Origin of the sequence: Enterobacter sp. RHBSTW-00593, assembly GCF_013784105.1 — a bacterium.
GTDB classification, from domain to species: Bacteria; Pseudomonadota; Gammaproteobacteria; order Enterobacterales; family Enterobacteriaceae; genus Enterobacter; species Enterobacter ludwigii.
Genome location: NZ_CP056393.1, coordinates 2,542,600 through 2,567,432, shown reverse-complemented (window position 1 = coordinate 2,567,432; position 24,833 = coordinate 2,542,600). Strand labels below are relative to the sequence as shown.

24 protein-coding genes are annotated in these 24,833 nt (G+C 54.5%); 17 read left to right on the top strand and 7 right to left on the bottom strand.

The window, feature by feature from the left end:
• Positions 1-135: 135 nt before the first annotated feature.
• The 6 genes from sapF to pspF form a co-directional block, all read right to left on the bottom strand.
• A complete protein-coding gene (sapF, locus tag HV242_RS12105) occupies positions 136-942 on the bottom strand; it encodes a putrescine export ABC transporter ATP-binding protein SapF (protein WP_014170351.1) in 807 nt (268 codons plus the stop codon).
• 1 nt (position 943) lies between these two features.
• Positions 944-1,936, bottom strand: a complete 993-nt coding sequence (sapD, locus tag HV242_RS12100) for a putrescine export ABC transporter ATP-binding protein SapD (protein ID WP_014170350.1) — start codon at positions 1,934-1,936, stop codon at positions 944-946.
• Complete coding sequence (gene sapC, locus HV242_RS12095) at positions 1,936-2,826, bottom strand: putrescine export ABC transporter permease SapC (protein ID WP_014170349.1); 891 nt, start codon at positions 2,824-2,826, stop codon at positions 1,936-1,938. The genes sapD and sapC overlap by 1 nt, the downstream gene beginning before the upstream one ends.
• Positions 2,813-3,778 carry a putrescine export ABC transporter permease SapB gene (gene sapB, locus HV242_RS12090; protein ID WP_014170348.1) on the bottom strand — a complete coding sequence of 322 codons (966 nt, stop codon included), beginning with the start codon at positions 3,776-3,778 and terminating at the stop codon, positions 2,813-2,815. The genes sapC and sapB overlap by 14 nt, the downstream gene beginning before the upstream one ends.
• A complete protein-coding gene (gene sapA, locus HV242_RS12085; protein WP_020882454.1) occupies positions 3,775-5,415 on the bottom strand; it encodes an ABC transporter substrate-binding protein SapA in 1,641 nt (546 codons plus the stop codon). Before sapA ends, sapB begins: the two co-directional genes overlap by 4 nt.
• A gap of 88 nt (positions 5,416-5,503) precedes the next feature.
• A complete protein-coding gene (gene pspF / locus HV242_RS12080) occupies positions 5,504-6,481 on the bottom strand; it encodes a phage shock protein operon transcriptional activator (protein WP_050736884.1) in 978 nt (325 codons plus the stop codon).
• Between the two features lie 166 nt (positions 6,482-6,647).
• Between pspF and pspA the strand changes: the two genes are divergently transcribed.
• The 15 genes from pspA (at position 6,648) to HV242_RS12005 (ending at position 21,077) form a co-directional block, all read left to right on the top strand.
• Complete coding sequence (gene pspA, locus HV242_RS12075) at positions 6,648-7,316, top strand: phage shock protein PspA (RefSeq protein ID WP_014170345.1); 669 nt, start codon at positions 6,648-6,650, stop codon at positions 7,314-7,316.
• 54 nt (positions 7,317-7,370) lie between these two features.
• Positions 7,371-7,595 carry an envelope stress response membrane protein PspB gene (pspB, locus tag HV242_RS12070; protein WP_025204011.1) on the top strand — a complete coding sequence of 75 codons (225 nt, stop codon included), beginning with the start codon at positions 7,371-7,373 and terminating at the stop codon, positions 7,593-7,595.
• Entirely contained in the window at positions 7,595-7,954 is a 360-nt protein-coding gene (pspC, locus tag HV242_RS12065) for an envelope stress response membrane protein PspC (protein WP_014170343.1), read from the top strand. The genes pspB and pspC overlap by 1 nt, the downstream gene beginning before the upstream one ends.
• A 12-nt stretch (positions 7,955-7,966) precedes the next feature.
• Positions 7,967-8,191 carry a phage shock protein PspD gene (gene pspD / locus HV242_RS12060; protein WP_014170342.1) on the top strand — a complete coding sequence of 75 codons (225 nt, stop codon included), beginning with the start codon at positions 7,967-7,969 and terminating at the stop codon, positions 8,189-8,191.
• Between the two features lie 185 nt (positions 8,192-8,376).
• Complete coding sequence (locus HV242_RS12055) at positions 8,377-10,074, top strand: sugar phosphorylase (RefSeq protein ID WP_050736883.1); 1,698 nt, start codon at positions 8,377-8,379, stop codon at positions 10,072-10,074.
• Positions 10,075-10,089: 15 nt separating this feature from the next.
• Positions 10,090-11,382 carry an ABC transporter substrate-binding protein gene (locus HV242_RS12050; RefSeq protein WP_032678282.1) on the top strand — a complete coding sequence of 431 codons (1,293 nt, stop codon included), beginning with the start codon at positions 10,090-10,092 and terminating at the stop codon, positions 11,380-11,382.
• A gap of 22 nt (positions 11,383-11,404) precedes the next feature.
• A complete protein-coding gene (locus HV242_RS12045; RefSeq protein WP_050736882.1) occupies positions 11,405-12,286 on the top strand; it encodes a carbohydrate ABC transporter permease in 882 nt (293 codons plus the stop codon).
• The gene (locus HV242_RS12040) at positions 12,273-13,115 is read left to right on the top strand and encodes a carbohydrate ABC transporter permease (RefSeq protein WP_020882460.1); all 843 of its coding nucleotides are present in this window, start codon (positions 12,273-12,275) and stop codon (positions 13,113-13,115) included. Before HV242_RS12045 ends, HV242_RS12040 begins: the two co-directional genes overlap by 14 nt.
• A 28-nt stretch (positions 13,116-13,143) precedes the next feature.
• Positions 13,144-14,196, top strand: coding sequence for a zinc-dependent alcohol dehydrogenase (locus HV242_RS12035; RefSeq protein WP_032678279.1), 1,053 nt, complete (start codon positions 13,144-13,146; stop codon positions 14,194-14,196).
• Positions 14,197-14,212: 16 nt separating this feature from the next.
• Positions 14,213-15,001, top strand: coding sequence for a sugar phosphate isomerase/epimerase family protein (locus HV242_RS12030; protein ID WP_020882462.1), 789 nt, complete (start codon positions 14,213-14,215; stop codon positions 14,999-15,001).
• Positions 15,002-15,012: 11 nt separating this feature from the next.
• Positions 15,013-16,071: a Gfo/Idh/MocA family protein gene (locus tag HV242_RS12025; RefSeq protein WP_104440192.1), complete on the top strand. Its 1,059-nt coding sequence runs from the start codon at positions 15,013-15,015 to the stop codon at positions 16,069-16,071.
• Positions 16,065-18,344 (top strand): glycoside hydrolase family 65 protein, encoded by a 2,280-nt coding sequence (locus tag HV242_RS12020; RefSeq protein WP_050736881.1) that lies wholly within the window; start codon positions 16,065-16,067, stop codon positions 18,342-18,344. The genes HV242_RS12025 and HV242_RS12020 overlap by 7 nt, the downstream gene beginning before the upstream one ends.
• Positions 18,334-19,011, top strand: a complete 678-nt coding sequence (pgmB, locus tag HV242_RS12015) for a beta-phosphoglucomutase (RefSeq protein ID WP_050736880.1) — start codon at positions 18,334-18,336, stop codon at positions 19,009-19,011. The genes HV242_RS12020 and pgmB overlap by 11 nt, the downstream gene beginning before the upstream one ends.
• Before the next feature lie 2 nt (positions 19,012-19,013).
• Positions 19,014-20,096, top strand: a complete 1,083-nt coding sequence (locus HV242_RS12010; protein WP_050736879.1) for an ABC transporter ATP-binding protein — start codon at positions 19,014-19,016, stop codon at positions 20,094-20,096.
• A gap of 66 nt (positions 20,097-20,162) precedes the next feature.
• Complete coding sequence (locus HV242_RS12005) at positions 20,163-21,077, top strand: OmpG family monomeric porin (protein ID WP_063858663.1); 915 nt, start codon at positions 20,163-20,165, stop codon at positions 21,075-21,077.
• Positions 21,078-21,111: 34 nt separating this feature from the next.
• Here HV242_RS12005 and HV242_RS12000 read toward each other — a convergent pair whose 3' ends face one another.
• Positions 21,112-22,122, bottom strand: coding sequence for a LacI family DNA-binding transcriptional regulator (locus HV242_RS12000; protein WP_044867528.1), 1,011 nt, complete (start codon positions 22,120-22,122; stop codon positions 21,112-21,114).
• Between the two features lie 155 nt (positions 22,123-22,277).
• Between HV242_RS12000 and HV242_RS11995 the strand changes: the two genes are divergently transcribed.
• Positions 22,278-23,675: a YcjX family GTP-binding protein gene (locus HV242_RS11995; protein WP_025204023.1), complete on the top strand. Its 1,398-nt coding sequence runs from the start codon at positions 22,278-22,280 to the stop codon at positions 23,673-23,675.
• Complete coding sequence (locus tag HV242_RS11990; protein ID WP_020882470.1) at positions 23,672-24,724, top strand: YcjF family protein; 1,053 nt, start codon at positions 23,672-23,674, stop codon at positions 24,722-24,724. The genes HV242_RS11995 and HV242_RS11990 overlap by 4 nt, the downstream gene beginning before the upstream one ends.
• The last annotated feature ends 109 nt before the right edge of the window (positions 24,725-24,833 follow it).

Sequence of the window (24,833 nt, the reverse complement as noted above, 5' to 3'; positions counted from 1 at the left end):
AACGCGCGCGAGCTGCTATTTAACCCTTAAAGGAACGGGTGTGCCGGGGGCATTTTTGTCGGATAAGGGGCGTTAAAACGCCGCGAGGATTTCGCGCGTGGTGAGCGTTGTTAATCCGCCCCTTGCACCAACGCGCTAGCGATCTTTTCTCCACGCATCCGCGGTTAATGCTTCACCGAAATGGCCGGCAATCAATCGCTTAGTCAGTTCATGAAGCGGAGAGGCCATAACATCTGCGGTACTGCCACGTTCAACAACCTCACCCTGATGCATGACCATCACCTGGTCGCTGATATGTTTCATCATCCCCAGATGTTGGGTCACGTAGATATACGAGATACCCTGTTTTTCCTGTAATTCGAGCATCAGATTAATTAACTGCGACCGCATCGACATATCCAGCGAGGCGAGCGCTTCGTCGGCGATAATCACTTTCGGGCGCAATATCAGCGCGCGCGCGAGCCCAAGACGCTGTTTCTGGCCGGGGGCGAGCATGTGCGGGTAATAGCTCTCGTGATCGGGCAGCAGCCCAACCATCCGCAGGGTTTCAAAAACGCGTTTGCGTCGCGCTTCTGGCTCGAGATCGGTATTCAGACGCAGCGGAAAATCGAGGATTTGCGAAATACGCTGACGCGGGTTGAGCGATGTCGACGGATCCTGGAAGATCATGCGGATACGCTGGCTACGGAAAGAGTAATCGCCGAATTCCAGCGGATGGTCATCTATCAGCACCTCGCCGCCGGAGGGTTCAACCATGCCTGCCAGCATCTTCGCCAGCGTGGATTTACCGGAACCGTTCTCACCGATGATCGCCAGCGTCTGTTTTTCGCGCAGGGTAAAGCTGAGCGGCTTCACGGCTTCAACGGTCTGACGATGGAACAGTCCGGTACGGTAGCGAAAGGTCTTACTCAGGTTACGGACTTCCAGTAAGGTTTCGACCATTTCACTCTCTCTCCATGTTCAGCGGGAAATGACAGGCATATAGATGATTTTTGGCCCCTGTCAGGCGTGGCGTCTCAATACATTTACGCTGCGCATACGGGCACCGCGGCCCCAGACGACAGCCAATCGGCAAGGACTCCAGCAGCGGGATAGCCCCGGGCAGGGTATTCAGGCGACTCTTGTGCGGCATGGCGCTGCCAAAATCTGGAATGGCGCGGATCAGCGCCTGCGTATACGGATGATGCGGCGCGGTGATGAGGTCTTCACTCGGGGCGGTTTCGACCGTCTGCCCGCAGTACATCACATCAATCTTATCAGCCCATTTGCTGAGCATTTGCAGGTCGTGACTGATTAACAAAATGGTGGTGTTGTTGTTCTGGTTCAGACGCGTCAGCAGGCGGAAAATCTGCGCCTGCGTGGTCGGTTCCATCGCGTTGGTCGGTTCATCCGCAATCAGCAGACGCGGCTGATTGGCCAGCGCGATGGCAATCATCACTTTCTGACACTCACCGTCGGTCAGTTCGTACGGAAAACTGCGCATGGCATCTTTATGATCTTTGATCCCGACGCGGTGCAACAGCTCAATAGCACGACGCTTACGCCAGCCAAACCGTTGCCACCAGCGGCCTTTATAGGTCCACCCGGGAATGTTCTGCATCAGCTGTTTGCCCACGCGCTCGGACGGGTCAAGACAGGATTGCGGCTCCTGGAAAATCATCGATACGTTATGGCCGACCAGCTTGCGACGCTCGCGGGGAGAGAGGCGTTGCAGGTCGATATCATCAAAACGCATACGGTCAGCGGTGACGCGCCAGTTATCCTTCGCCACACCACAGATGGCTTTGGCGATCAGGCTTTTCCCTGAACCGGATTCACCCACCAGCCCGCGAATTTCACCCTCAGCAAGGGTGATACTGATGCGATCGACGGCTTTCACCCAGCCTTCACCGGTTTTGAACTCGATGGTCAGGTTGCGAATATCAAGAAGCGGCATTATTGCACCCCCGCATTAATTGCACGGCGAATACCATCGCCCAGCAGGTTGACAAGCAGCACACTCACCATAATGGCTGCGCCCGGTAACATGACTGTCCACGGCGCAACGTAGATAAGCTCGAGCGCGTCACCGAGCATCGCGCCCCATTCAGGCGACGGCAGCTGCGCGCCGAGATCGAGAAAACCGAGCGCCGCGATGTCCAGAATCGCCATCGACAGGGCGCGGGTGATCTCCGTGACCAGCCCGGCAGCGATGTTCGGCAGTACGGCAAACCAAAGGATGTTTAAGGTTGTTGCACCGTCCAGGCGAGCAGCGACGACATACTCTTTTTCCAGCTCGTCATGCACCATGCTGTATACCGAACGCACGATGCGGGGGAGGATCGCCAGCCAGACCGCGAACATGGCATGCGACAGGTGTGGCCCGACAAACGCCACCACAATGATGGCCAGCAGCAGGGACGGAATAGAGAGCAGGGTGTCGAGAATGTGGTTCAGGGCCGCCGAGCGCAGGCCATGCGTCGACCCGGCAAAGATGCCGAGCGCCAGACCGCAGATGGTGGCAGCAAACGTCACCACAAATGCACCGCCGACCGTCGGCGCCGCACCGCTCAACAGGCGGCTCAATACGTCACGCCCGAGGTCGTCCGTACCGAGGAAGAAAGAGACTTCACCGTAGCGCGACCAGGATGGGGGCAGCAGCTGATAGCCAAGGAACTGCTGATCAATACCATAGGGCGCAAACCAGGAGCCAAAAACGCAGAGCAACACCAGCCCGGCGAAGCCATAAAGGCCAATCATTGCCGTGGTGTCACCATAGAATTTACGCCACACGGTACGCAGCGCACCGGGCGTGCGCTTTTCACTGTATACGTTATCGTAGGGCATACCATTCCTTATGCTTCAACGGGTTGGCCATAGCACCCAAAATATCGGAAATCACGTTAACAATAATCACCAGAGAGCCAATCACCATGACGCCCGCCGAAATGGCGGCGTAGTCCTGCTGGCGGATAGCGTTGATCAACCATCGTCCCAGCCCCGGCCAGCTGAAGACCATTTCGGTAATCATCGCCAGGGTGAGCATGGTGGAAAACTGAAGCCCCAGTCGCGGGATAACAGGCGGCAGGGCGTTATGCAGCACATTACGGCGCAAGATAGTCAGGCGCGATAAGCCGCGCGTGGCGGCCGCTTTGACATAGTTCTGATCAAACACCTCGATGGTGCTCAGGCGCATCAGGCGGATCACTTCGGTTGTCGGTGCCACCGCCAGCGTCAGTACCGGCAGGACCATATGGCGTACGGCGCTGACGATCATCTCATGTCGCCAGGCTGAATCAGACAGCCAGGCGTCAACGATAGCAAACCCGGTCACCGTTTTTACCGTATACAACAGGTCAAAACGGCCAGAAACCGGCAGCCAGCCCAGGTTGAGGGAGAAGAAAAGCGTCAGCAGCAGCGCCAGCCAGAAGATCGGGATCGAGAAGCCGAGCAGGGCGAGGGCGCTGATAAATTTATCCTGCCATTTGTTGCGATAAATCCCTGCCAGCATCCCTACCGGAATACCAACCATTAAGGCAAAACCGAATGCCAGAATGCACAGCTCCATTGTCGCCGGGAAAACCTCTTTCAGCTGCTCGGAGATGAGCTGTCCGTTGATGCTTGAAACACCGAAATCCCAGTGCAGCAGACCGTTAAACCAGAAGAGCCACGCATCCCACAGCGACGACCCCTGAAGCGGGGCGTGCGGGGTGAAATAGCTCAGACTGAAACCAACAAAGGTCAGGAAAAAGAGCGTCACCAACAGCAGCAGAAGGCGGCGCAAGGTAAAAATGATCATGGTTTTTTCACCTCTTGTTCTTTTTCGCGAGACACGCCAGCGAAGGAGGCGTTGCCGAACGGACTCAACACCAGGCCTTTAATATCATAGCGATAGGCCTGCAGGCGCAGGGACGAGGCCAGCGGTAGCACGGGCAGCTCTTCGGCAAGGATCTTCTGCGCTTCATCATAGGCGTCTATGCGTGACGCCAGCTGTTGGGACGCCAGCGCTTTTTGCAGCACGCCGTCAAATTCCCGGTTGCACCAGTGGGCGTAGTTGGTCTGGGAGTTAATCGCCGCACAGCTCAGCAACGGACGGAAGAAGCTGTCCGGGTCATTACTGTCGGTCGCCCAGCCAGTCAGGGTTAAATCATGGTTCATGTCCATCAGGCGCGCCTCCTGGAAACGACCCTCAACCGGCACGATGATCACTTTCACCCCCACCTGCGCCATATCTGCCTGCAACAGCTCGGCGGTCTTCAGCGGGCTTGGGTTCCAGGCCTGAGAGCTGGTCGGTACCCAGAGTTGCAGTGTCAGGTTTTCCGCCCCCAGCGCTTTCAGCTGTTCACGCGCTTTTGCCGGGTTGTATTCCGTAATTTTAGCTTCACTGTCATAGGCCCACGAGGCTCGCGGCAAAATAGAGGCGGCGGTTTCTGCCGTACCGTAATAGATCGACTGCATCAGACGCTGGTTGTTAATGGCCAGCGCCAGCGCGTGGCGTACGGCAGGGTTGTTCAGTGGCGGCTTATCGGTATTAAACGCCAGATAGGCGATGTTCATGCCGGGGCGTAACGTCAGGCGCAAACGCGGATCGTCGCGCAAAATGGTGAGCTGGCTGGCAGCAGGCCACGCCAGCACGTCGCACTCCCCGGTCAGCAGTTTTGATAAACGCCCCGTCCCGCCAGAGCCAAGATCGACCACTACCTGTGGCATCAGCGGCGTGCCGCGCCAGAAATGCGCATGGCGCTGCAGGCGGATATATTGTCCGGAGCGATATTCGGCCAGTTGGAACGGACCGGTACCGACTGGCTGACGGTCGATTAACTCCTGCCGATCGATTTTGCTCAGGTTCGCGGCGTACTCAGCAGACATAACGGACGCATAGTGGGTGGCCAGGTGCCAGAGGAAAGAGGCATCCGGGCGCTTCAGCGAAAACTCCACCGTGCGGTTATCCAGCTTGCGAACGCTTTTAACGGTATCGGCAAACTGCAGGCTGTCGAAGTAGGGGAAGTTGCTGCCGTTAACGTTATGCCACGGGTGATTACGGTTAAAGATACGCTGGAACGTAAAGACCACATCATCTGCGTTCAGTTTGCGCGTTGGGGTAAACCATGGCGTGTGCTGAAATGCGACATCATCGCGCAGGTGGAAACGGTAGGTCGCGCCGTTATCCAGGACTTCCCAGCTTTCGGCAAGCTCTGGCACCAGACGGTAGGTGTAGGGATCCACATCAAGCAGACGGTCATAGAGTTGCGCGGCAAGGGTATCCACAATCAGGCCGCTGCCCGCTTTTTGCGGGTTAAATGTATCAACCTGACCGCTTACGCAATAGACGAAGCCGCTGTCGCGAATATCAGGTTGCGTAGCGGGTTCGGGCGCAGCAAACGCCAGGCTGCTGAACAGACCAAGTGCAAAGAAGGACGATAAAACCAGACGCATAATTTTTAAGGTTTTTAGGTTCGATCTGCAAAGTGTATCGCACTTACGCCTGCTTCGTAAAAATGTCTGCGGGTAAGTGCTGATATTGTCAGCGCATTTGATGCTTTTTGAGCAATGCCCTTAATTGATGGTAGGTCAGACCCAGGAGTTCAGCCGCCCGTTTCTGGTTATATTTCGCCACCTTCAGGCTCTGCTCAAGCAGCTGTTGTTCCTGTTCATGCTGGAACTGCCGCAAATCCAGGGGAAGTGCAGGGGAAGCCCCGGACACGGGCGGGGCGGAAGCTGGCTGCGGGCTACGCTGAAAAGGATCGAGAATAATGTTATCCAGCTCGGTCTCACTGCTGCCGTGGCGATAGACAGAACGCTCCACGACGTTTTTTAACTCACGGATATTTCCCGGCCAGTGGTAAGCGAGGAGTGTCTCCTTTGCATACTCGCTGAACCCCGGGAAAAGTGGCAGGCCGAGTTCGCGACACATCTGAATCGCAAACTGCTCTGCCAGCAGCATGATGTCACTTCTTCGCTCGCGCAGCGGCGGGAGCTGAACGACGTCAAAGGCCAGCCGGTCGAGCAGGTCGGCACGGAATTTTTCCTCTGCCACCATTTGCGGGAGGTTGGCATTGGTGGCGCACACCAGACGCACGTTGACCTGCAGCGGCTGGCTACCGCCGACGCGCTCCAGCTCGCCATACTCAATCACGCGCAGCAGCTTTTCCTGTACCAGCATGGGCGCGGTGGCCAGTTCATCAAGAAACAGCGTGCCGCCGTCGGCGCGTTCAAAACGACCCGGATGGCGTTTTTGGGCACCGGTAAAAGCACCGGCTTCATGACCGAAAAGCTCCGTGTCGAGCAGATTTTCATTCAACGCCGCGCAGTTAAGCGAAATGAAGGGGCCATCCCAGCGTCCGGATAAATAATGTAGACGGTTAGCAATCAGTTCCTTACCCGTGCCGCGCTCACCGATAATAAGCACTGGCTTGTTGAGCGGCGCGAGACGGGAGACCTGTTCGAGGACTTCCAGAAAACTGTTGGCTTCGCCGAGTAAATTGTCTTTGTATCCAGCCATGATGAAATTAACCACTCCTTAGTGATATTCACCAGGTGAGCATAGTGTGCCGATGCCTGGAAATCAACCACATCAAGTAAAATCAACAAGATAAAAACTTGGCACGGTATTTGTATTAGTTATGTAGCAGGGCATCGCCCGATAACAGAACTATGAGGATCACATTATGGGTATTTTTTCTCGTTTCGCCGACATCGTGAACGCCAATATCAACTCACTGCTTGAGAAAGCGGAAGATCCGCAGAAGCTGGTGCGCCTGATGATTCAGGAAATGGAAGATACGCTGGTTGAAGTGCGTTCTACCTCCGCCCGTGCGCTGGCTGAGAAAAAACAGTTAACGCGCCGCATTGAGCAGGCGACCGCTCAGCTTAACGAATGGCAAGAAAAAGCAGAACTTGCGCTGCGTAAAGATAAAGAAGACCTGGCCCGCGCCGCGCTGATTGAAAAACAGAAGCTGGCAGACATGGTCGCGACGCTCGAGCATGAAGTCACACTGGTCGATGATACGCTTTCGCGTATGAAGAAAGAGATTGGTGAGCTTGAGAACAAACTGAACGAAACGCGTGCGCGTCAGCAGGCGCTGGCATTGCGCCACCAGGCGGCAAGTTCATCCCGCGATGTACGTCGCCAGCTGGATAGCGGTAAGCTGGATGAAGCAATGGCACGTTTTGAGTCGTTTGAACGCCGTATCGACCATATGGAAGCGGAAGCGGAAAGTCACAGCATTGGTAAACAGAAGTCACTGGATCAGCAGTTCGCTGACCTGAAAGCGGACGATGAAATCAGCGAGCAACTTGCTGCGCTGAAAGCCAAAATGAAGCAAGACAACCAATAATAATTTGTGCGGCACCTGAGTGTGCCGCCACGCATTGTAAGACAAGGAGTACACATGAGCGCGCTTTTTCTGGCTATTCCCCTGACCATTTTCGTGCTGTTTGTTCTGCCGATTTGGTTATGGCTGCACTACAGCAACCGTTCTTCACGTGGTGAACTTTCCCAGAGTGAACAACAGCGTCTCGTACAGCTGACCGAACAGGCGAATAAAATGCGCGAACGCATTCAGGCGCTGGAAGATATCCTCGATGCAGAACATCCAAACTGGAGGGACCGTTAATGGCCGGACTGAACCTGAACAAAAAATTGTGGCGCATTCCGCAGCAGGGAATGGTACGCGGCGTCTGTGCCGGACTGGCTCATTATCTTGATGTCCCGGTCAAACTGGTTCGCGTGGTAACGGTGCTGTCGATCTTCTTCGGTCTGGCGTTTATCACCCTGGTGGCGTACATCGTACTGTCGTTTGTACTCGACCCGATGCCGGAAGGTGAACTGGCCGCAGAAGGCGCACCGACCAGCAACGATCTTCTCAACGCGGTTGACGATCAACTCGCCGCTGGGGAGAAGCGGTTACGTGAGATGGAGCGCTATGTCACGTCTGACACCTTCACGCTGAGAAGCCGTTTTCGTCAGCTTTAAGAGAGAATATACATGAAGCAAAACTGGCAACAGGCCGGTCAGAAGGTAAAACCCGGCCTGAAAATCGCAGGTAAACTGGTCCTGCTGACGGCATTACGTTTCGGCCCGGCAGGTGTGGCGGGTTGGGCGATAAAATCTGTTGCCCGCAAGCCGGTAAGAATGTTGCTGGCTGTGGCGCTCGAACCTCTGCTGCAAAAAGTGGCAAAACGGCTTTCACGCCGCTACTTTCCCCAATAATTCCTGCGTACGTTAGCCTTTCTCGTTTTCGGGGCAGGCTAGCGATACTTCTTCGCTTTCCCTTTCTTTCTTTGCGGCAGCTCACAATACTGCGTTGAGCTGCTTTGCAATCGCCTTTTTCTGCGTCCCGGTCCGTTGACAGATATTTTTCATGGGAGTAGATTGCGTTCCGTGGGACCGCTACCATGGAAAATAAAATGCAGGCTAAAATTAAAGAAATCATTAATCTTGTTTACGGGGAATCATTTTCCGATACCCATTTTTCGGTGTTGCTGGAAAAGATTGATAACGCGATTTCTGTTATTACAGATAAGCGTAAGGTGGGGTGGGATGAAAAAGATGTTGTCCTGATTACGTATGCCGATCAGTTTTCGGCAGAAGGGGAGAAAGCCCTGCCGGTTTTCACACGGTTTTATAATAAGTGGCTCTCTCACTCCTTTTCACATGTTCATCTTTTACCTTTTTATCCGTGGTCTTCTGACGACGGTTTTTCTGTTATTGATTACCACGACGTCGCACCAGAAACAGGAACGTGGCAGGACATCGCCGAATTAAAACAATCAGCCAGTTTGATGTTTGATTTCGTCTGCAATCACATGTCGGCGCAAAGTCAATGGTTCGCGAATTACCTTAAGCAAATGCCGGGGTATAACGATTTCTTCATTTCTGTTGACCCTGAAACGGATCTGTCGGCCGTCACGCGACCGCGTGCTTTGCCCCTCCTCACGCCGTTTACGCTTCACGATGGCAGCGTACGCCACCTGTGGACCACCTTCAGCAGCGACCAGGTCGATCTCAATTTTGCCTCTCCTCAGGTTCTGATTGCGATGGTAGACGTGCTGCTGCACTACCTGACTGAAGGGGCGCGCTACATTCGTCTGGATGCCGTTGGGTTTATGTGGAAGATACCCGGAACGAGCTGTATCCATCTGGAACAAACCCACCAGCTTATCCAGCTTTTCCGTGCCATTACCGAGGCTGTCGCGCCGGGTACGGTGATAATCACTGAGACCAATGTCCCGCATAAAGACAACGTTGCCTACTTTGGTGATGGCAACAATGAAGCGCAGATGGTGTATCAGTTCTCCTTGCCGCCGCTTGTTCTGCATGCGGTACACCGTCAGGATGTCCGGGCGCTGTGTCAGTGGGCGTCGTCGTTGGCGCTTCCTTCCACGAAAACCACCTGGTTTAACTTTTTGGCCTCGCATGACGGGATTGGCCTCAATCCGTTACGCGGAATTTTACCCGAGTCTGAGATCCTCTCGCTGGTTGAGAAACTTCAGGCCGAGGGGGCGCTGGTCAACTGGAAAAACAATCCGGATGGAACGCGAAGCCCGTATGAAATCAATGTCACTTATCTTGATGCGTTAAGCACAAGGGACTGCGATGACAATCACCGTATTGCCCGGTTTATTCTGGCTCATGCTGTACTCCTGAGTTTCCCCGGTGTGCCTGCCGTCTATATCCAAAGTATTCTTGGCTCGCGTAATGATTATGAGGGCGTGGAGCGCCTGGGATATAATCGTGCGATTAACCGCAAAAAATACCTCGCCGGTGCAATCGACAGTGAACTTGAGAACGAAAATAGCCTGCGGCAGACAGTCTATTATAGATTGCGTGAATTAATCGCCCTGAGGCGTGCAGAAAAAGCATTCCACCCTGACAGTCAGGCTTGTTTTAGTACGGCAGGCGAGCATGTATTAAAAATAATGCGTATTGCGCAAAGTGGCGAAAAAGTTACCGCGGTATTTAATTTTAGCGATCGCGTTCAAACGCTTGAGTCGAATATTCCATCCGGCAGCGAATTGATCGCCGGGAAAGATATTACTGGTACGACTCTGACCCTTAATCCATGGCAGGTGTTGTGGGTTAAAGAAAACTAAAAAAGGACCTTAAACATGAATATGCCCAAAATTGTGCTGATATCAGCACTGGTTTCGTGCGCCTTGTTGTCAGGCTGTAAGGATGACAAACCCTCTGCTGTCACCATTGAGTTTATGCACTCCTCAGTTGAACAGGAGCGTCAGGCGGTAATTACAAAACTGATTGAAAAATTCGAGAAAGAGAACCCGACGATTACGGTGAAACAGGTACCGGTAGAAGAGGATGCCTACAACACCAAAGTGATTACGTTGGCCCGCACCGGTGCGCTGCCTGAGGTCATTGAGGTCAGCCATGACTACGCAAAAGTCATGGATAAAGAGCAGCTGCTGGACCGGGATGCGATCAACGCCGCCATCAAAGCGGTGGGCGAAAACACCTTCTATGACGGAATTTTGCGTGTCGTTCGCACAGAAGACGGCTCAGCCTGGACGGGGGTGCCAATCAGCGCCTGGCTGTCTGGCGTCTGGTATCACAAAGATGTGCTTGCTGCGGCGGGTATTGAGGAGCCGCATAACTGGGAACAGCTGCTGAAAGCCAGCCAACGCCTCAGCGATCCGGCTAAAAAACGCTATGGCATTGCGCTACCCACGGCAGAAAGCGTGATGACCGAGCAGGCGTTTTCTCAGTTTGCGCTTTCCGGTGGCGCGAACGTTTTTGACGCCAACGGGAAAATCAACATCGATACCCCGGAAATGGTGAACGCGCTGGCGTTCTATAAAGCACTGGCCGCGACTACCATGCCGGGCTCGAACGATGTCATGGAGATTAAAGATGCCTTTATGAATGGTTCGGCGCCGATGGCGGTGTATTCCACCTATATCCTGCCGGCGGTCTATAAAGACGGCAACCCAGCCAACCTGGGCTTTGTCGTTCCGACTGAAACGTCTTCAGCGGTCTACGGCATGGTCACATCGCTGACGATCACCTCCGGTCAAACAGAAGATGAAACCCAGGCTGCACAGAAGTTTGTCACCTGGATGGAGCAGGCACAGAACGCGTCTGACTGGGTGATGATGTCCCCGGGTGCCGCGCTGCCGGTGAACAAACTGGTCGTCGGCACGGACTCCTGGAAAGACAACGAGGTCATTAAAGCGTTTGGTCAACTTCCCTATGAGCTTATCGCCCAGTTCCCGAATGTGCAGGTATTTGGCGCCGTGGGCGACAAAAACTTTACCCGCATGGGTGATGTAACGGGGTCCGGCATCATCAGTTCCATGGTGCATAACGTCACAGTAGGTCAACAGGATCTCACTGCAACGTTAAGCAACAGCCAAAAGCGACTGACTGACCTGATTTCACAACGATAGGAGCGCTCTGCGGAAGGAAATTATGAAGACGTTGTTTTCTGGTCGTTCAGATATGCCTTTCGCCATGCTGCTGTTGGCCCCCAGCCTGATTTTGCTGGGGGGCCTGGTGGCCTGGCCGATGATTTCCAATATTGAAATCAGCTTTTTACGTTTGCCGCTTAACCCGCGCATTAGCGCCGTGTTTGTCGGGCTGGATAACTATGTTCGTATCCTCAGCGATGGCGCATTCTGGCACTCCCTGTGGATGACGTTCTGGTACACCGCCCTGGTGGTGATGGGCAGCACGGCGCTGGGGCTGGCCGTTGCCCTCTTTTTTAACCGGGAATTTCGTCTGCGGAAAACGGCACGTTCACTGGTGATTTTGTCCTACGTCACACCATCCATCTCGCTGGTGTTTGCATGGAAATACATGTTCAACAACGGCTACGGCATTGTGAACTATCTGGGTGTCGATCTGTTGCACCTGTATGACCAGGCGCCGCTGTGGTTCGACAACCCGGACAGCAGTTTTGTGCTGGTGGTGCTGTTCGCCATCTGGCGTTACTTCCCCTACGCGTTTATCTCGTTCCTCGCGATATTGCAGACCATCGATAAATCGCTGTACGAAGCCGCGGAAATGGATGGGGCAAATGCCTGGCAGCGTTTTCGTATCGTCACGCTGCCCGCCATTATGCCGGTGCTGGCCACGGTGATTACACTGCGAACCATCTGGATGTTCTATATGTTCGCTGATGTTTATCTCCTGACCACCAAGGTCGATATTTTGGGCGTCTATCTCTACAAGACCGCATTTGCCTTCAATGACCTCGGGAAAGCCGCTGCCATCTCCGTGGTGCTGTTTGTGATCATCTTCGCCGTCATTCTGCTGACCAGAAAAAGGGTAAACCTCAATGGCAACAAATAAACGCGTACTGAGCCGTCTCGGTTTTTATCTGGGGCTGGCGGTGTTTCTGATCATCACGCTGTTCCCGTTCTTTGTGATGTTAATGACCTCGCTTAAGAGCGCGAAAGAGGCGATATCGCTCCATCCGACCATCCTGCCGCAGGCATGGACGCTGCAGCATTACATCGACATCTTTAATCCGCTGATCTTCCCGTTTGTGGACTACTTCAGAAACAGCATGGTGGTCTCGCTGACCTCGTCGGTAATTGCCGTTTTTCTCGGCACGCTGGGGGCTTACGCGTTATCCAAACTGCGTTTTAAAGGACGCACGACGATCAATGCGAGTTTTTACACCGTCTATATGTTCTCGGGGATTTTGCTGGTGGTGCCGCTGTTCAAAATCATCACCGCGCTGGGGATCTATGACACGGAGCTGGCGCTGATTATCACCATGGTGACCCAGACGCTGCCGACAGCCGTCTTTATGCTGCGCAGCTATTTCGACACCATTCCGGATGAAATAGAAGAAGCCGCGATGATGGACGGGCTTAACCGCCTGCAAATTATCTTCCGCATTACCGTTCCGCTGGCGATTTCCGGCCTCGTGTCGGTGTTCGTCTACTGCTTCATGGTGGCATGGAACGACTACCTGTTTGCATCCATTTTCCTGTCCAGCGCCAGCAATTTCACCTTGCCGGTTGGGCTGAACACCCTCTTTAGCACGCCAGATTATATCTGGGGTCGGATGATGGCGGCATCGCTGGTGACAGCGCTTCCGGTGGTCATCATGTACGCACTGTCTGAACGTTTTATCAAAAGTGGTTTGACCGCCGGTGGCGTTAAGGGCTGAGGCGGCCAGTTTTAACTAGGAGTCAGTCATGAAAAAGTTAGTTGCGACAGCGCCTCGTGTAGCGGCGCTGGTGGAATATGAAGATCGTCCTGTTGCCGTCCATGAAGTGAAAATTCGTGCGCGCTTCGGCGCGCCAAAACACGGCACCGAAGTGGTAGATTTCCGTGCGGCAAGTCCCTTCATTGATGAGGAGTTTAACGCGGAGTGGCAGATGTTTACCCCGCGTGAAGAGGGCGCGGCGCGGGGCATTGAGTTTGGTAAGTTCCAGCTGGGCAACATGATCGTTGGCGACATTATCGAATGCGGCGATGACGTGACGGAGTACCAGACGGGCGACCGTGTCTGCTGTTATGGGCCGCTGCAGGAGACGGTCATCGTGAATGCCGTTAATAACTACAAGCTGCGCAAAATGCCGCAAGGGTCTTCCTGGAAAAATGCCGTCTGTTACGACCCAGCGCAGTTCGCCATGAGCGGCGTGCGTGATGCTAACGTGCGGGTAGGGGATTTTGTCGTTGTGGTCGGACTGGGGGCCATTGGGCAGATTGCGATTCAGCTGGCGAAAAAAGCCGGTGCATCCATCGTCATCGGTGTCGACCCTATCGAACATCGCTGCGAAATTGCCCGCCGTCACGGGGCTGATTACTGCCTCAGTCCGTTTGGCACCGATGTCGGTCTGGAGATTAAAAAACTGACCGGAAAGCAGGGCGCTGACGTGATTATCGAAACCAGCGGTTTTGCCGATGCATTGCAGTCTGCGCTGCGCGGGCTCGCCTACGGTGGAACGATCTCCTACGTGGCTTTCGCGAAACCGTTCGCAGAAGGGTTCAATCTGGGGCGCGAAGCCCACTTCAATAACGCGAAAATCGTTTTCTCGCGCGCCTGCAGCGAACCCAACCCGGATTACCCGCGCTGGAGCCGCAAGCGTATTGAAGAGACCTGCTGGGAACTGCTGATGAACGGTTATCTGAACTGCGAAGATCTGATTGACCCGGTTGTCACTTTTACCACCAGCGCTGAGAGCTACATGAAGTATGTCGATCAGCATCCGGAACTGAGCATCAAGATGGGCGTCACTTTTTAAGCTAAGGAGAGCATCAATGAAAATCGCAACGCAAAACCAGGCCTTTTTCCCGACTTCTATTCTGGAGAAATTCCAGTACATCAAAGCGATGGGTTTTGATGGCTATGAAATTGACGGCAAATTGCTGGTGGACAATCTCGATGAAGTGAAAGCCGCAATCACCGCCACGGGCCTGCCGGTGACCACCGCCTGCGGGGGATATGACGGCTGGATTGGTGACTTCATTGAAGAACGTCGTCTGAACGGATTAAAACAGATCGAACGCATCCTGGAAGCACTGGCTGAAGTGGGTGGAAAGGGGATTATTGTGCCCGCCGCCTGGGGAATGTTTACCTTCCGTTTGCCGCCGATGACCTCTCCACGCAGCCTGGCGGGTGACCGCGAAGCGGTGAGTGCTTCGCTGCGTTATCTGGATGAGGTGGCGGCGCGTACCGGGACCACCGTTTACCTTGAGCCGCTCAACCGCTACCAGGATCACATGATCAACACGCTCGCGGATGCGCGTCGCTATATCGAAGAGAACGCGCTCAGGCATGTGCAGATCATCGGCGACTTTTACCACATGAATATCGAAGAAGATTCGCTAACAGAGGCGTTGCATCGCAACCGGGATCTGCTGGGTCATGTGCATATCGCCGATAACCATCGCTATCAGCCTGGCAGCGGGACGCTGGATTTTGCCACGTTGTTCGGGCAGCTTCGTGCGGACAACTATCAGGGCTACGTGGTGTATGAGTGCCGTGTCCGCGCCGACGATCCGGCCCAGGCTTACCAGGATTCACTCACGTATCTGCGTGAATGCTAAGGATGACGAGCGTGATGAGTGCTTCAACACCTTCGCTTCTGCGCGTCGCCATTATTGGCGCCGGGCAGGTCGCGGACAAAGTGCATGCCTCGTATTACGCCACTCGCAGTGATGTTCAAATGGTCGCTGTCATGGACAGCGGCCTTGAACAGGCACAGGCGTTTGCGGTACGTCATGCAATTCCTTCGGTCTGGCAGAATGCATCTGAAATGCTGCAGGCGGTAAAACCTGATGTGGTCAGCGTCTGCTCCCCAAACCGGTTCCATTTTGAACATGTCATGGCGGCACTGGAGGCCGGATGTCATGTGATGTGCGAAAAACCGCCTGCCATGACGCCGCAACAGGCTGACCAGATGCGCAGGGCGGCCCGTAAAGCGGGAAAAGTGCTGGCGTATGATTTTCACCATCGGTTTGCGCTCGACACGCAGCTGCTACGTGACGCTGTCACAAACGGGGCGTTAGGTGAGATCTACTTTACGTCGGCGCAGGCGCTGCGTCGTTGCGGCGTGCCGGGCTGGGGCGTCTTTACGAACAAATCGCTACAGGGTGGCGGACCGCTTATCGATATCGGTATTCATATGCTGGATGCCGCGATGTATGTGCTGGGTTTCCCGGCGGTAAAAAGGGTGACCGCCCACAGCTTCCAGAAGCTGGGGAACCGTAAAAACAGTGGACAGTTTGGCGAGTGGGATCCCGCCCGGTTTACCGTTGAAGATGCTCTGTTTGGCACAATTGAATTCTGCAATGGCGGCGTTCTGCGCCTGGATACCTCGTTTGCGCTGAATATCCGCGAGCAGTCGATCATGAATGTTTCATTCTGTGGCGAAAAGGCGGGGGCCACGCTCTTCCCGGCTCACATTTACCACGATGAGGCGGGCGTTTTACAGACCCTCATGCAGCGTGATGAGGCAGACGACCAGCGTCACCTGCGCAGCATGGAGGCGTTTGTACGCCATGTGCTGGGAGAGCCGGTTATGATCGCAGATGCGGAACAGGGGCTGGTTATCCAGCAACTTGTTGCCGCGCTTTATGAATCGGCGGATACAGGGGAAAGCGTGACGTTATGCTGAATGTGTCTGTTTTAACCGAACCGGGCTTCTCCCCCCACAGTCTGAATAAATACGCCTCCATCATGGCTTGCGGCAATGGCTACATGGGCATTCGCGCGGCACACGAAGAGGATTACACCCAGCAAACCAGAGGCATGTATCTCGCCGGGCTTTACCATCGCGCAGGTCGCAATGAGACCACGGAGTTAATCAATCTGCCGGATATTACCGGTATTGAGGTTGAACTGGATGGTGTGAATTTTACCCTGCTTTCCGGGGCGCTTCTTGAGTGGCAGCGCGAGCTGGCGTTTGCCAATGGTGAACTGCGTCGCAGCGTGCTCTGGCGCTCGCCCGACGGGAAACGCTATCGCCTGGAGAGCCGTCGTTTCGTTTCTCTCGCTCAGCTGCCGTTAGTGGCAATGCAACTCGCCATCACTCCCCTTGATGGGCCCTCGCAGGTGGTGTTGAAAACCGGAATTGATGCGACGCAAACCAACAGCGGCAGGCAGCATCTGGATGAGATTTCAGTCCGGGTATTCGACCAGAACTGTATGCAGGGCGTGTATGAAACGCAGGACCGGGTTTCTGATGTCGTTATATCCGCGTTCTGCCGGCTTTCAGCGGGTAGCGAAAGCTGCTTTACCGCTAAAAATCGTCGCATCAGTGCGCATTACGACCTGAACGTTTCGCAGGGTGATACTGTCACGCTTGAAAAGATCGTCTGGGTCGCCCACCGCAGTGACAAAGCCCTTTCGCAGGCGTCGTTTGCGCGTAACGCACTGGCCGAACTCAAGGTGTGCGCAGCGCGAGGCTACGCATCGTTGCTGGAGAGCTCTGCCTGCGCCTGGGAAGACGTCTGGCGAGATGCGCGGGTGGCGGTAACGTCTGCGGAACCGCAGGATCAGCTCGCGCTGGATTATACCGTCTGGCATCTGACCGCCATGACGCCTGCCGACAATGAGCGCTGCAGTATCGCCGCGAAAGGATTGACCGGCGAAGGGTATAAAGGCCACGTCTTCTGGGATACCGAAATTTTCCTGCTGCCTTTCCATCTCTTTACGCGTCCGCAGGTCGCCCGCAGTCTGCTGCGTTATCGCTGGCTCAACCTGGCCGGGGCTCGTGAAAAAGCGCGTCGCAACGGCTGGCCTGGCACACTTTTCCCTTGGGAGAGTGCCGCGAGCGGTCAGGAGGAAACGCCGGAATATGCGGCAATCAACATCCGCACGGGCACGCGCCAGAAAGTGGCCTCTGCGCTGGCAGAACATCACATTGTGGCGGACATTGCCTGGGCTGTCGTGGCCTACTGGCAAGCGACACATGATGACGCTTTTATGCGTAACGAAGGGCTGACGCTACTGATAGAGACGGCAACGTTCTGGATGGGGCGGGCGACGGAAGTCAATGGTCGCCTGGAAATCCACGATGTGATCGGGCCGGATGAGTACACGGAGCACGTCAATAACAATGCCTACACCAACTATCTGGCCTGGCACAATGTCGCCTGTGCGCGCCAGTTTATGGCGATGTTCAATCATGAAGATGCCGGCTTCATGGAGAATGCCAGCCGGTTTATGTCCCGTTTGTGGTTACCGCAAGCCAACGCAGAAGGGGTCCTTCCTCAGGATGATACCTTCATGGCGAAACCGGCTATCGATCTGAGCCGCTATAAGGCGAAAGCGGGTAAACAGACCATTCTGCTCGATTACTCCCGCGCGGAAGTGAACGAGATGCAGATCCTTAAACAGGCCGACGTGGTGATGCTCAACTACCTGCTGCCGGAACGGTTTACCCCGCAGCAGTGTGCTGCCAACCTGGCGTACTACGAGCCGCGTACCATACACGACTCTTCGCTGAGCAAAGCGATTCATGGAATTGTTGCTGCCCGGTGTGGCGATACGGAAAGGGCCTACGCCTTCTGGCGCGAGGGTGTCGCCATCGATCTGGGCGACGATCCGCACAGCTGCGATGACGGGATTCATGCTGCCGCCACCGGGGCTATCTGGTCCGGCGTTATTCAGGGATTTGCCGGCATCCAGATCGTCGAGGGTGAATTGCATCTTGCCCCGAAGCTGCCTGCCCACTGGCGAAAACTGGCTTTCCCGCTGCGATGGAGAAACGCGCGCATGCACTTCACGTTTGAAAATGATGTTTTAACGATTGAAACCACTGCACCGGTGACCTTAACGCTGTGGGGTAAAACCCTGTGCATAACGGATCGGCAGGTCTGTTCTTTCAGGGATTTTTTTACATCTCTTGGTGGGACCGCTACCACAGGAGCAAATCATGAAGCCTGAGGCCGTTGTCTTCGATCTTGATGGTGTGATCACCGATACCGCGCATCTGCATTTTCTGGCCTGGCGTGCCGTGGCGCAGGAAATTGGCATCTCGCTCGACGTGGCGTTCAACGACGAGCTGAAAGGGATAAGCCGTATGGAATCGCTGCAGCGGATCCTGCGCCATGGCGGAAAAGAGGGTGAGTTTAACGACCAGCAGCGGCAGGCGCTCGCGGATAAAAAGAACGCGCGCTACGTCGGGTCTCTGGCGTCGTTGACGCAGGATTCTCTGCTTCCGGGCATCCGCGAGGTGCTGGCGGAAATTCGTGCGGCGAACGTCAAAATCGGGCTGGCCTCAGTGTCCCTTAACGCCCCCGGTATTTTGCAGGCGCTGGGCATTGAGAGGGCCTTTGATTTCTGCGCCGATGCCTCGCGCATTGCCCGCTCAAAACCGGACCCGGAGATCTTTCTTGCGGCCTGCGCCGGGCTGAACGTGCGCCCCGAGCAGGCTATTGGAATCGAAGATGCTGCAGCCGGCGTTGAGGCAATCAACGCGGCGGGAATGCTCTCGGTCGGGATTGGGCCTGGCCTGAACCATGCGGGATTACAACTTCATTCAACGCAGGAACTGACCTGGAAATGCCTGACGGATTTCTGGGCATGCCGAACGGTAATGATAAGGAATTAAAAATGGCTCAACTGTCTCTGAAACATATTCAGAAAATCTACGATAACCAGGTCCATGTGGTTAAGGATTTTAACCTCGAAATTGAGGACAAGGAGTTTATCGTCTTTGTGGGTCCCTCGGGGTGCGGTAAATCGACGACGCTTCGCATGATTGCCGGGCTGGAAGAGATCTCTGCCGGTGAGCTGGTGATTGACGGTGTCAGCATGAACGATGTGCCCGCCAAGTCCCGCGACATTGCGATGGTTTTCCAGAACTATGCGCTTTATCCGCATATGACGGTTTACGACAACATGGCGTTTGGCCTGAAGATGCAGAAAATTGCCCCTGCGGTCATTGAAGAGCGCGTGAACTGGGCGGCACAAATCCTGGGGTTGCGTGATTACCTCACGCGTAAACCTGGCGCATTGTCGGGTGGGCAACGTCAGCGCGTGGCGTTAGGAAGGGCGATTGTGCGCGAAGCCGGCGTCTTCCTGATGGATGAACCGCTTTCTAACCTCGACGCCAAGCTGCGTGTGCAAATGCGCGCTGAAATCAGCAAGCTGCACCAGAAGCTCAACACCACAATGATTTACGTGACCCACGATCAGACGGAAGCGATGACGATGGCGACCCGGATTGTGATCCTCAAGGATGGCGTTATTCAGCAGGTGGGGGCACCTAAGCAGGTCTACAACGAACCGGCGAATATGTTTGTGGCGGGCTTCATCGGCTCACCGGCAATGAATTTTATCCGGGGCGCGATAGACGATCGCTATTTCGTGACGGAAACGCTGCGTCTGGAGATACCTGAAGACACGCTGGCGGCGGTGAATGCCGCCGGATATCAGCGTAAAGCCGTGGTCTTTGGGATCCGGCCGGAAGATATTCTGACGCTGCAAAACCGTGGGGATGATATTGCGGCAAAAGTCAGCGTGGCCGAACTGACCGGGGCTGAGTTCATGCTCTATGCCACCGTGGGCGGGCATGAGCTGGTCGTTCGTGCAGGAGCGGTAAATGATTATGCGGCGGGGGATAATATCGGCATCCAGTTCGATATGAATAAATGTCATTTCTTCGATGCTGATACTGAAGTGGCTATTAGATAAGAAAGGCGTTCGCCGGAAATGCAAATTTCCGGTTTTTTTTGAGTTAATTATAAAGGGAACATTTAAATGAGTACTCTACTAAGAAGTGCTGCGCTCGTTCTGTGCGCAGGGGTTAGCTGCGCGCACGCAACGGAATCAGCAAAACACTGGGAATTTAATATCGGTGCCATGTATGAAATTGAAAACGTCGAAGGTCAGGGCGATGATAAAGATGGATTATATGAACCCTCTGTGTGGTTTAATGCCACGTGGGATGCCTGGACCCTTTCGCTGGCAATGTATCAGGAAGGACCGGTTAATTACAGCAGCATGACCCGTGGAACCTATTTTGACCGTCCGGAATTTGAATTACGCTATCGCTTTATTGGCACCGATGATTTTACACTCGGGTTGACCGGCGGTTTCCGTAATTACGGTTATCACTTTAAAGATGAACACGGTGCCAAAGACGGTAGCGCAAATATGCAGCGTTACAAAATTCAGCCGGACTGGGATATTAAATTGTCCGACGACTGGCGTTTTGGTGGCTGGTTTGCCATGTATCAGTTTGCGAATGACCTGGAAAAAACCGGTTATGCCGACAGCCGTGTAGAAACGGAAACGGGTTTTACCTGGACCATTAATGAAACCTTCTCTGCAAAAGTGAACTATTATCTTGAGCGCGGTTTCAATATGGACAGTTCACGTAATAACGGCGAATTTTCAACGCAGGAAATTCGCGCATATCTGCCTGTTTCATTAGGCCAGACGACGCTCACGCCATATACCCGTCTGGGGCTGGATCGCTGGTCGAACTGGGACTGGCAGGACGATCCCGATCGTGAAGGACACGATTTCAACCGACTGGGTTTACTGTACGCGTATGACTTCAACAATGGATTATCCATGACGCTGGAATACGCCTACGAATGGGAAAACCATGACGAAGGCGACAGCGACCGTTTCCACTACGCGGGTGTTGGCGTTAACTACGCGTTCTGACAGACCGGATGCCAGGGGCTTTCAGCCCCTGGTTTTAACGAAGAGAGGGCGCTAACGTAAAATGGGTATCGACAAGCACTTTTTGTGGCGCAGGCTGACCGGCGATACGCCTGAAAAGAAGATTGCAGCTCTCTTCACCCAGCTTGCGGGTTGGGATATCAAAACCCCCGGGTGCTGGCGTTAAAATGAGGGAGAGCATCGGGTCACTGTATCCTGCAATCACAACCTGCTCGGGGATCCTCAGATCCAGAGTATCCGCCGCGCGATAAAGGCTGAGTAACTTCATGCTGTCGGTGGCAAATACCGCATCAGGTGGCGTGGCCGAGGAGAGCAATTCTGTGGCCGCGGCAAGCGCGCTTTCATGGGTATATCCGCCATCGATGATCCACGCCGGGTTAATGGCGATGCCGTGCTTTGCAAGGCTTGATTTATAACCGGCAAGACGATCAATCGAAACATGATAATTGAGCGGCGCATGCAGACAGGCAATGTTACGTCGGCCATTTTTAATAAAGGTTTCTGTTAGCGTGGCGCTGTCGTGAAAATTATCCGTGTCGACCGAGTAAATATTCTGAAAATCACCTTCGACTTTCCCGATGACGACCACCGGTACGCCATAAGCATCCAGCGTTGTGAAAAAGGATTCATTTGCCGGTGAGCTCAGCATGATGATCCCTTTAATCATTTTTTGTTTTATTTTACTTTCGCATTTCAGCAGATCGTCTTCACTGCTTTTCGAGGTTTGCAAAATAACGTCAAAACCTTCCTCTTCAGCTTTGGCTGTAATGGCATGCAGAACATCAGAGAAAAAAGGGTTGCCGGCGGTGGTTTTCGTCGAGCGTGTCGAAATAACCATAATGGCGTCGAAGCCAGAAGAGGTCAGGGCGCGGGCGAGTTTATTGGGTTGATAATTTAATTCGTCAATCGCCTTCAACACTTTTTCACGCGCTTCAGGAGAAATATTCGTTTGTTTATTCAGAACGCGGGAGACGGTTGATTTCGAAACGCCGGCAACCCGTGCGATATCATAGATGGTGGGTGACATACACCTTACTCACTCCTGACTAACAGCAATGTCGTTCATCTTACTGGAGAGAAAACGGCAATAGCAATAAATAAGAATTGATAATCAACGATCTGCCCCCATTTATTGTATTCTGAAGCAATGTATTTGAGGCTTCCGGGCAATGAAGGACGGCGATGAAGCGACTTAAGAACGAACTCAATTCACTGGTGAACCGTGGCGTTGACCGTCATCTGCGTCTGGCGGTGACGGGGCTGAGCCGCAGCGGCAAGACGGCGTTTATCACCGCGATGGTGAACCAGCTGCTTAACCTGCACAGTGGGGCGCGGCTGCCGCTGCTGAGCGCCGTGCGGGAAGAGCGCCTGCTGGGGGTTAAACGTGTGCCTCAGCGCGATTTTGGCATTCCCCGCTTTACCTATGATGAAGGGCTGGCACAGCTTTATGGTGAACCGCCCACCTGGCCGACGCCGACGCGCGGGGTGAGTGAAATTCGCCTTGCGCTGCGTTTTCGCTCTAATGAATCCCTGATGCGCCACTTCAAGGATACCTCCACCCTGTATCTGGAAATTGTGGATTACCCCGGTGAGTGGTTGCTCGATTTACCTATGCTGGCACAGGACTATCTCAGCTGGTCACGGCAGATGACGGGGCTGTTGCAGGGCAACCGCGCCGAGTGGTCGACGAAATGGCGAAAACTGTGCGAAGGCCTGGATCCGCTGGCGCCTGCCGATGAAAACCGGCTGGCGGCGATTGCCGAGGCCTGGACGGAGTATCTGCATCAGTGTAAGCAGGAAGGGCTGCATTTCATCCAGCCGGGCCGTTTTGTGCTGCCGGGAGATTTGGCGGGCGCACCTGCGCTGCAGTTTTTCCCGTGGCCGGACGTGGATGGCATCGGGGAGTCAAAACTGGCCCAGGTGGACAAACACACTAACGCCGGAATGCTGCGCGAGCGTTACAATTACTACTGTGAAAAAGTGGTGAAAGGTTTTTATAAAAACCACTTTTTACGTTTTGATCGCCAGATTGTGCTGGTGGATTGCCTGCAACCGCTGAACAGCGGGCCGCAGGCCTTCAACGATATGCGCCTGGCGCTGACACAGTTAATGCAAAGTTTTCACTACGGGCAGCGCACGCTGTTTCGCCGTCTCTTCTCACCCGTTATCGACAAGCTGCTGTTTGCGGCTACAAAAGCCGATCATGTGACGGTCGATCAGCATGCCAATATGGTGTCGCTGCTGCAGCAACTGGTGCAGGACGCCTGGCAGAATGCCGCGTTCGAAGGGATCAGCATGGATTGCCTTGGACTGGCTTCCGTACAGGCGACACAGAGTGGGTTGATTGACCTTAATGGCGAGAAAATACCGGCATTGCGCGGGAATCGTCTCAGCGATGGCGAACCGCTTACTGTCTATCCGGGCGAAGTGCCCGCCCGCCTTCCGGGGCCGGCCTTCTGGCAGAACCAGGGCTTCCAGTTTGAAGCCTTCCGCCCGCAGGCCATGACGGTCGATCAGCCGTTACCGCATATCCGTCTGGATGCGGCGCTGGAGTTTTTGATTGGAGATAAATTGCGATGACGGAACCGTTAAAACCGCGCATTGATTTTACCGGAACGCTTGAGCAAGAGCACCCGGAGGCGTTTAAAACCGCGCAGACGTTTAATGGCCCGCAGGCAGATAATTTTGCCCCGGCGCTGACCGAAGAGCTGCTTGTTGAAGAGGGGCCGGCTGAAGCGGTCGTGGAAGCCGCGCTACGCCCAAAACGCAGCCTGTGGCGAAAGATGGTGACTGCCGGGCTGGCATTGTTTGGCGTCAGCGTGGTTGGGCAAGGCGTCCAGTGGGCGGTCAACGCCTGGCAAACCCAGGACTGGGTCGCGTTGGGCGGCTGCGCTGCCGGTGCTCTGATTGTGGGGGCGGGTGTCGGGTCTGTTGCGACCGAGTGGCGTCGCCTGTGGCGCCTGCGACAGCGCGCCCATGAGCGTGATGAAGCGCGGGATCTGCTCCACAGTCACGGAACCGGCAAAGGCCGCGCGTTTTGTGAAAAGCTGGCCAGTCAGGCGGGTATTGACCAGTCACACCCGGCGCTTCAGCGCTGGTATGCCGCTATCCATGAAACCCAGAACGATCGTGAAGTGGTGACGCTGTATTCCCACATGGTGCAGCCGGTGCTGGATGCCCAGGCGCGGCGCGAAATCAGCCGCTCTGCTGCGGAATCAACCCTGATGATTGCCGTCAGCCCTCTGGCGCTGGTGGATATGGCGTTTATCGCCTGGCGTAACCTGCGTCTGATTAACCGGATTGCTGCTTTATACGGTATTGAGCTGGGGTACTACAGCCGCCTTCGCTTGTTCCGTCTGGTATTGCTCAACATCGCCTTTGCAGGAGCAAGCGAGCTGGTGCGGGAAGTGGGGATGGACTGGATGTCGCAGGATCTGGCGGCGCGTCTCTCTGCCCGTGCCGCGCAGGGTATTGGTGCCGGTTTGTTGACCGCCCGTCTGGGCATCAAAGCGATGGAAGTGTGCCGTCCACTGCCGTGGATTGATGGCGATAAGCCGCGATTGGGGGATTTCCGACGTGAGTTAATCGGTCAGCTCAAAGAGACGCTCAATAAAAAACCGGTTCAGTAGCCGGTTTGGTCATTAATCGTGCTGGCTGTCAATATTTGTTGACAGCCATCTTCCCGATCACCGTGTTCTGACATATCATTTTAATGTTATTGGCTTAAAACGGTGAATT

Bases quoted from the DNA above. Each gene is read 5' to 3' on its own strand.
- HV242_RS12050 (WP_032678282.1), top strand. From the start codon at position 10,090: ATGAATATGCCCAAAATTGTGCTGATATCAGCACTGGTTTCGTGCGCC.
- HV242_RS11995 (WP_025204023.1), top strand. From the start codon at position 22,278: ATGAAGCGACTTAAGAACGAACTCAATTCACTGGTGAACCGTGGCGTT.
- HV242_RS12035 (WP_032678279.1), top strand. From the start codon at position 13,144: ATGAAAAAGTTAGTTGCGACAGCGCCTCGTGTAGCGGCGCTGGTGGAA.
- sapB (WP_014170348.1), bottom strand. From the start codon at position 3,778: ATGATCATTTTTACCTTGCGCCGCCTTCTGCTGCTGTTGGTGACGCTC.
- HV242_RS12030 (WP_020882462.1), top strand. From the start codon at position 14,213: ATGAAAATCGCAACGCAAAACCAGGCCTTTTTCCCGACTTCTATTCTG.
- HV242_RS12055 (WP_050736883.1), top strand. From the start codon at position 8,377: ATGGAAAATAAAATGCAGGCTAAAATTAAAGAAATCATTAATCTTGTT.
- pspD (WP_014170342.1), top strand. From the start codon at position 7,967: ATGAAGCAAAACTGGCAACAGGCCGGTCAGAAGGTAAAACCCGGCCTG.
- HV242_RS11990 (WP_020882470.1), top strand. From the start codon at position 23,672: ATGACGGAACCGTTAAAACCGCGCATTGATTTTACCGGAACGCTTGAG.
- HV242_RS12040 (WP_020882460.1), top strand. From the start codon at position 12,273: ATGGCAACAAATAAACGCGTACTGAGCCGTCTCGGTTTTTATCTGGGG.
- pspB (WP_025204011.1), top strand. From the start codon at position 7,371: ATGAGCGCGCTTTTTCTGGCTATTCCCCTGACCATTTTCGTGCTGTTT.
- sapA (WP_020882454.1), bottom strand. From the start codon at position 5,415: ATGCGTCTGGTTTTATCGTCCTTCTTTGCACTTGGTCTGTTCAGCAGC.
- sapD (WP_014170350.1), bottom strand. From the start codon at position 1,936: ATGCCGCTTCTTGATATTCGCAACCTGACCATCGAGTTCAAAACCGGT.
- pspF (WP_050736884.1), bottom strand. From the start codon at position 6,481: ATGGCTGGATACAAAGACAATTTACTCGGCGAAGCCAACAGTTTTCTG.
- sapF (WP_014170351.1), bottom strand. From the start codon at position 942: ATGGTCGAAACCTTACTGGAAGTCCGTAACCTGAGTAAGACCTTTCGC.
- HV242_RS12010 (WP_050736879.1), top strand. From the start codon at position 19,014: ATGGCTCAACTGTCTCTGAAACATATTCAGAAAATCTACGATAACCAG.
- HV242_RS12000 (WP_044867528.1), bottom strand. From the start codon at position 22,122: ATGTCACCCACCATCTATGATATCGCACGGGTTGCCGGCGTTTCGAAA.
- pspA (WP_014170345.1), top strand. From the start codon at position 6,648: ATGGGTATTTTTTCTCGTTTCGCCGACATCGTGAACGCCAATATCAAC.
- pgmB (WP_050736880.1), top strand. From the start codon at position 18,334: ATGAAGCCTGAGGCCGTTGTCTTCGATCTTGATGGTGTGATCACCGAT.
- HV242_RS12005 (WP_063858663.1), top strand. From the start codon at position 20,163: ATGAGTACTCTACTAAGAAGTGCTGCGCTCGTTCTGTGCGCAGGGGTT.
- sapC (WP_014170349.1), bottom strand. From the start codon at position 2,826: ATGCCCTACGATAACGTATACAGTGAAAAGCGCACGCCCGGTGCGCTG.
- HV242_RS12020 (WP_050736881.1), top strand. From the start codon at position 16,065: ATGCTGAATGTGTCTGTTTTAACCGAACCGGGCTTCTCCCCCCACAGT.
- pspC (WP_014170343.1), top strand. From the start codon at position 7,595: ATGGCCGGACTGAACCTGAACAAAAAATTGTGGCGCATTCCGCAGCAG.
- HV242_RS12045 (WP_050736882.1), top strand. From the start codon at position 11,405: ATGAAGACGTTGTTTTCTGGTCGTTCAGATATGCCTTTCGCCATGCTG.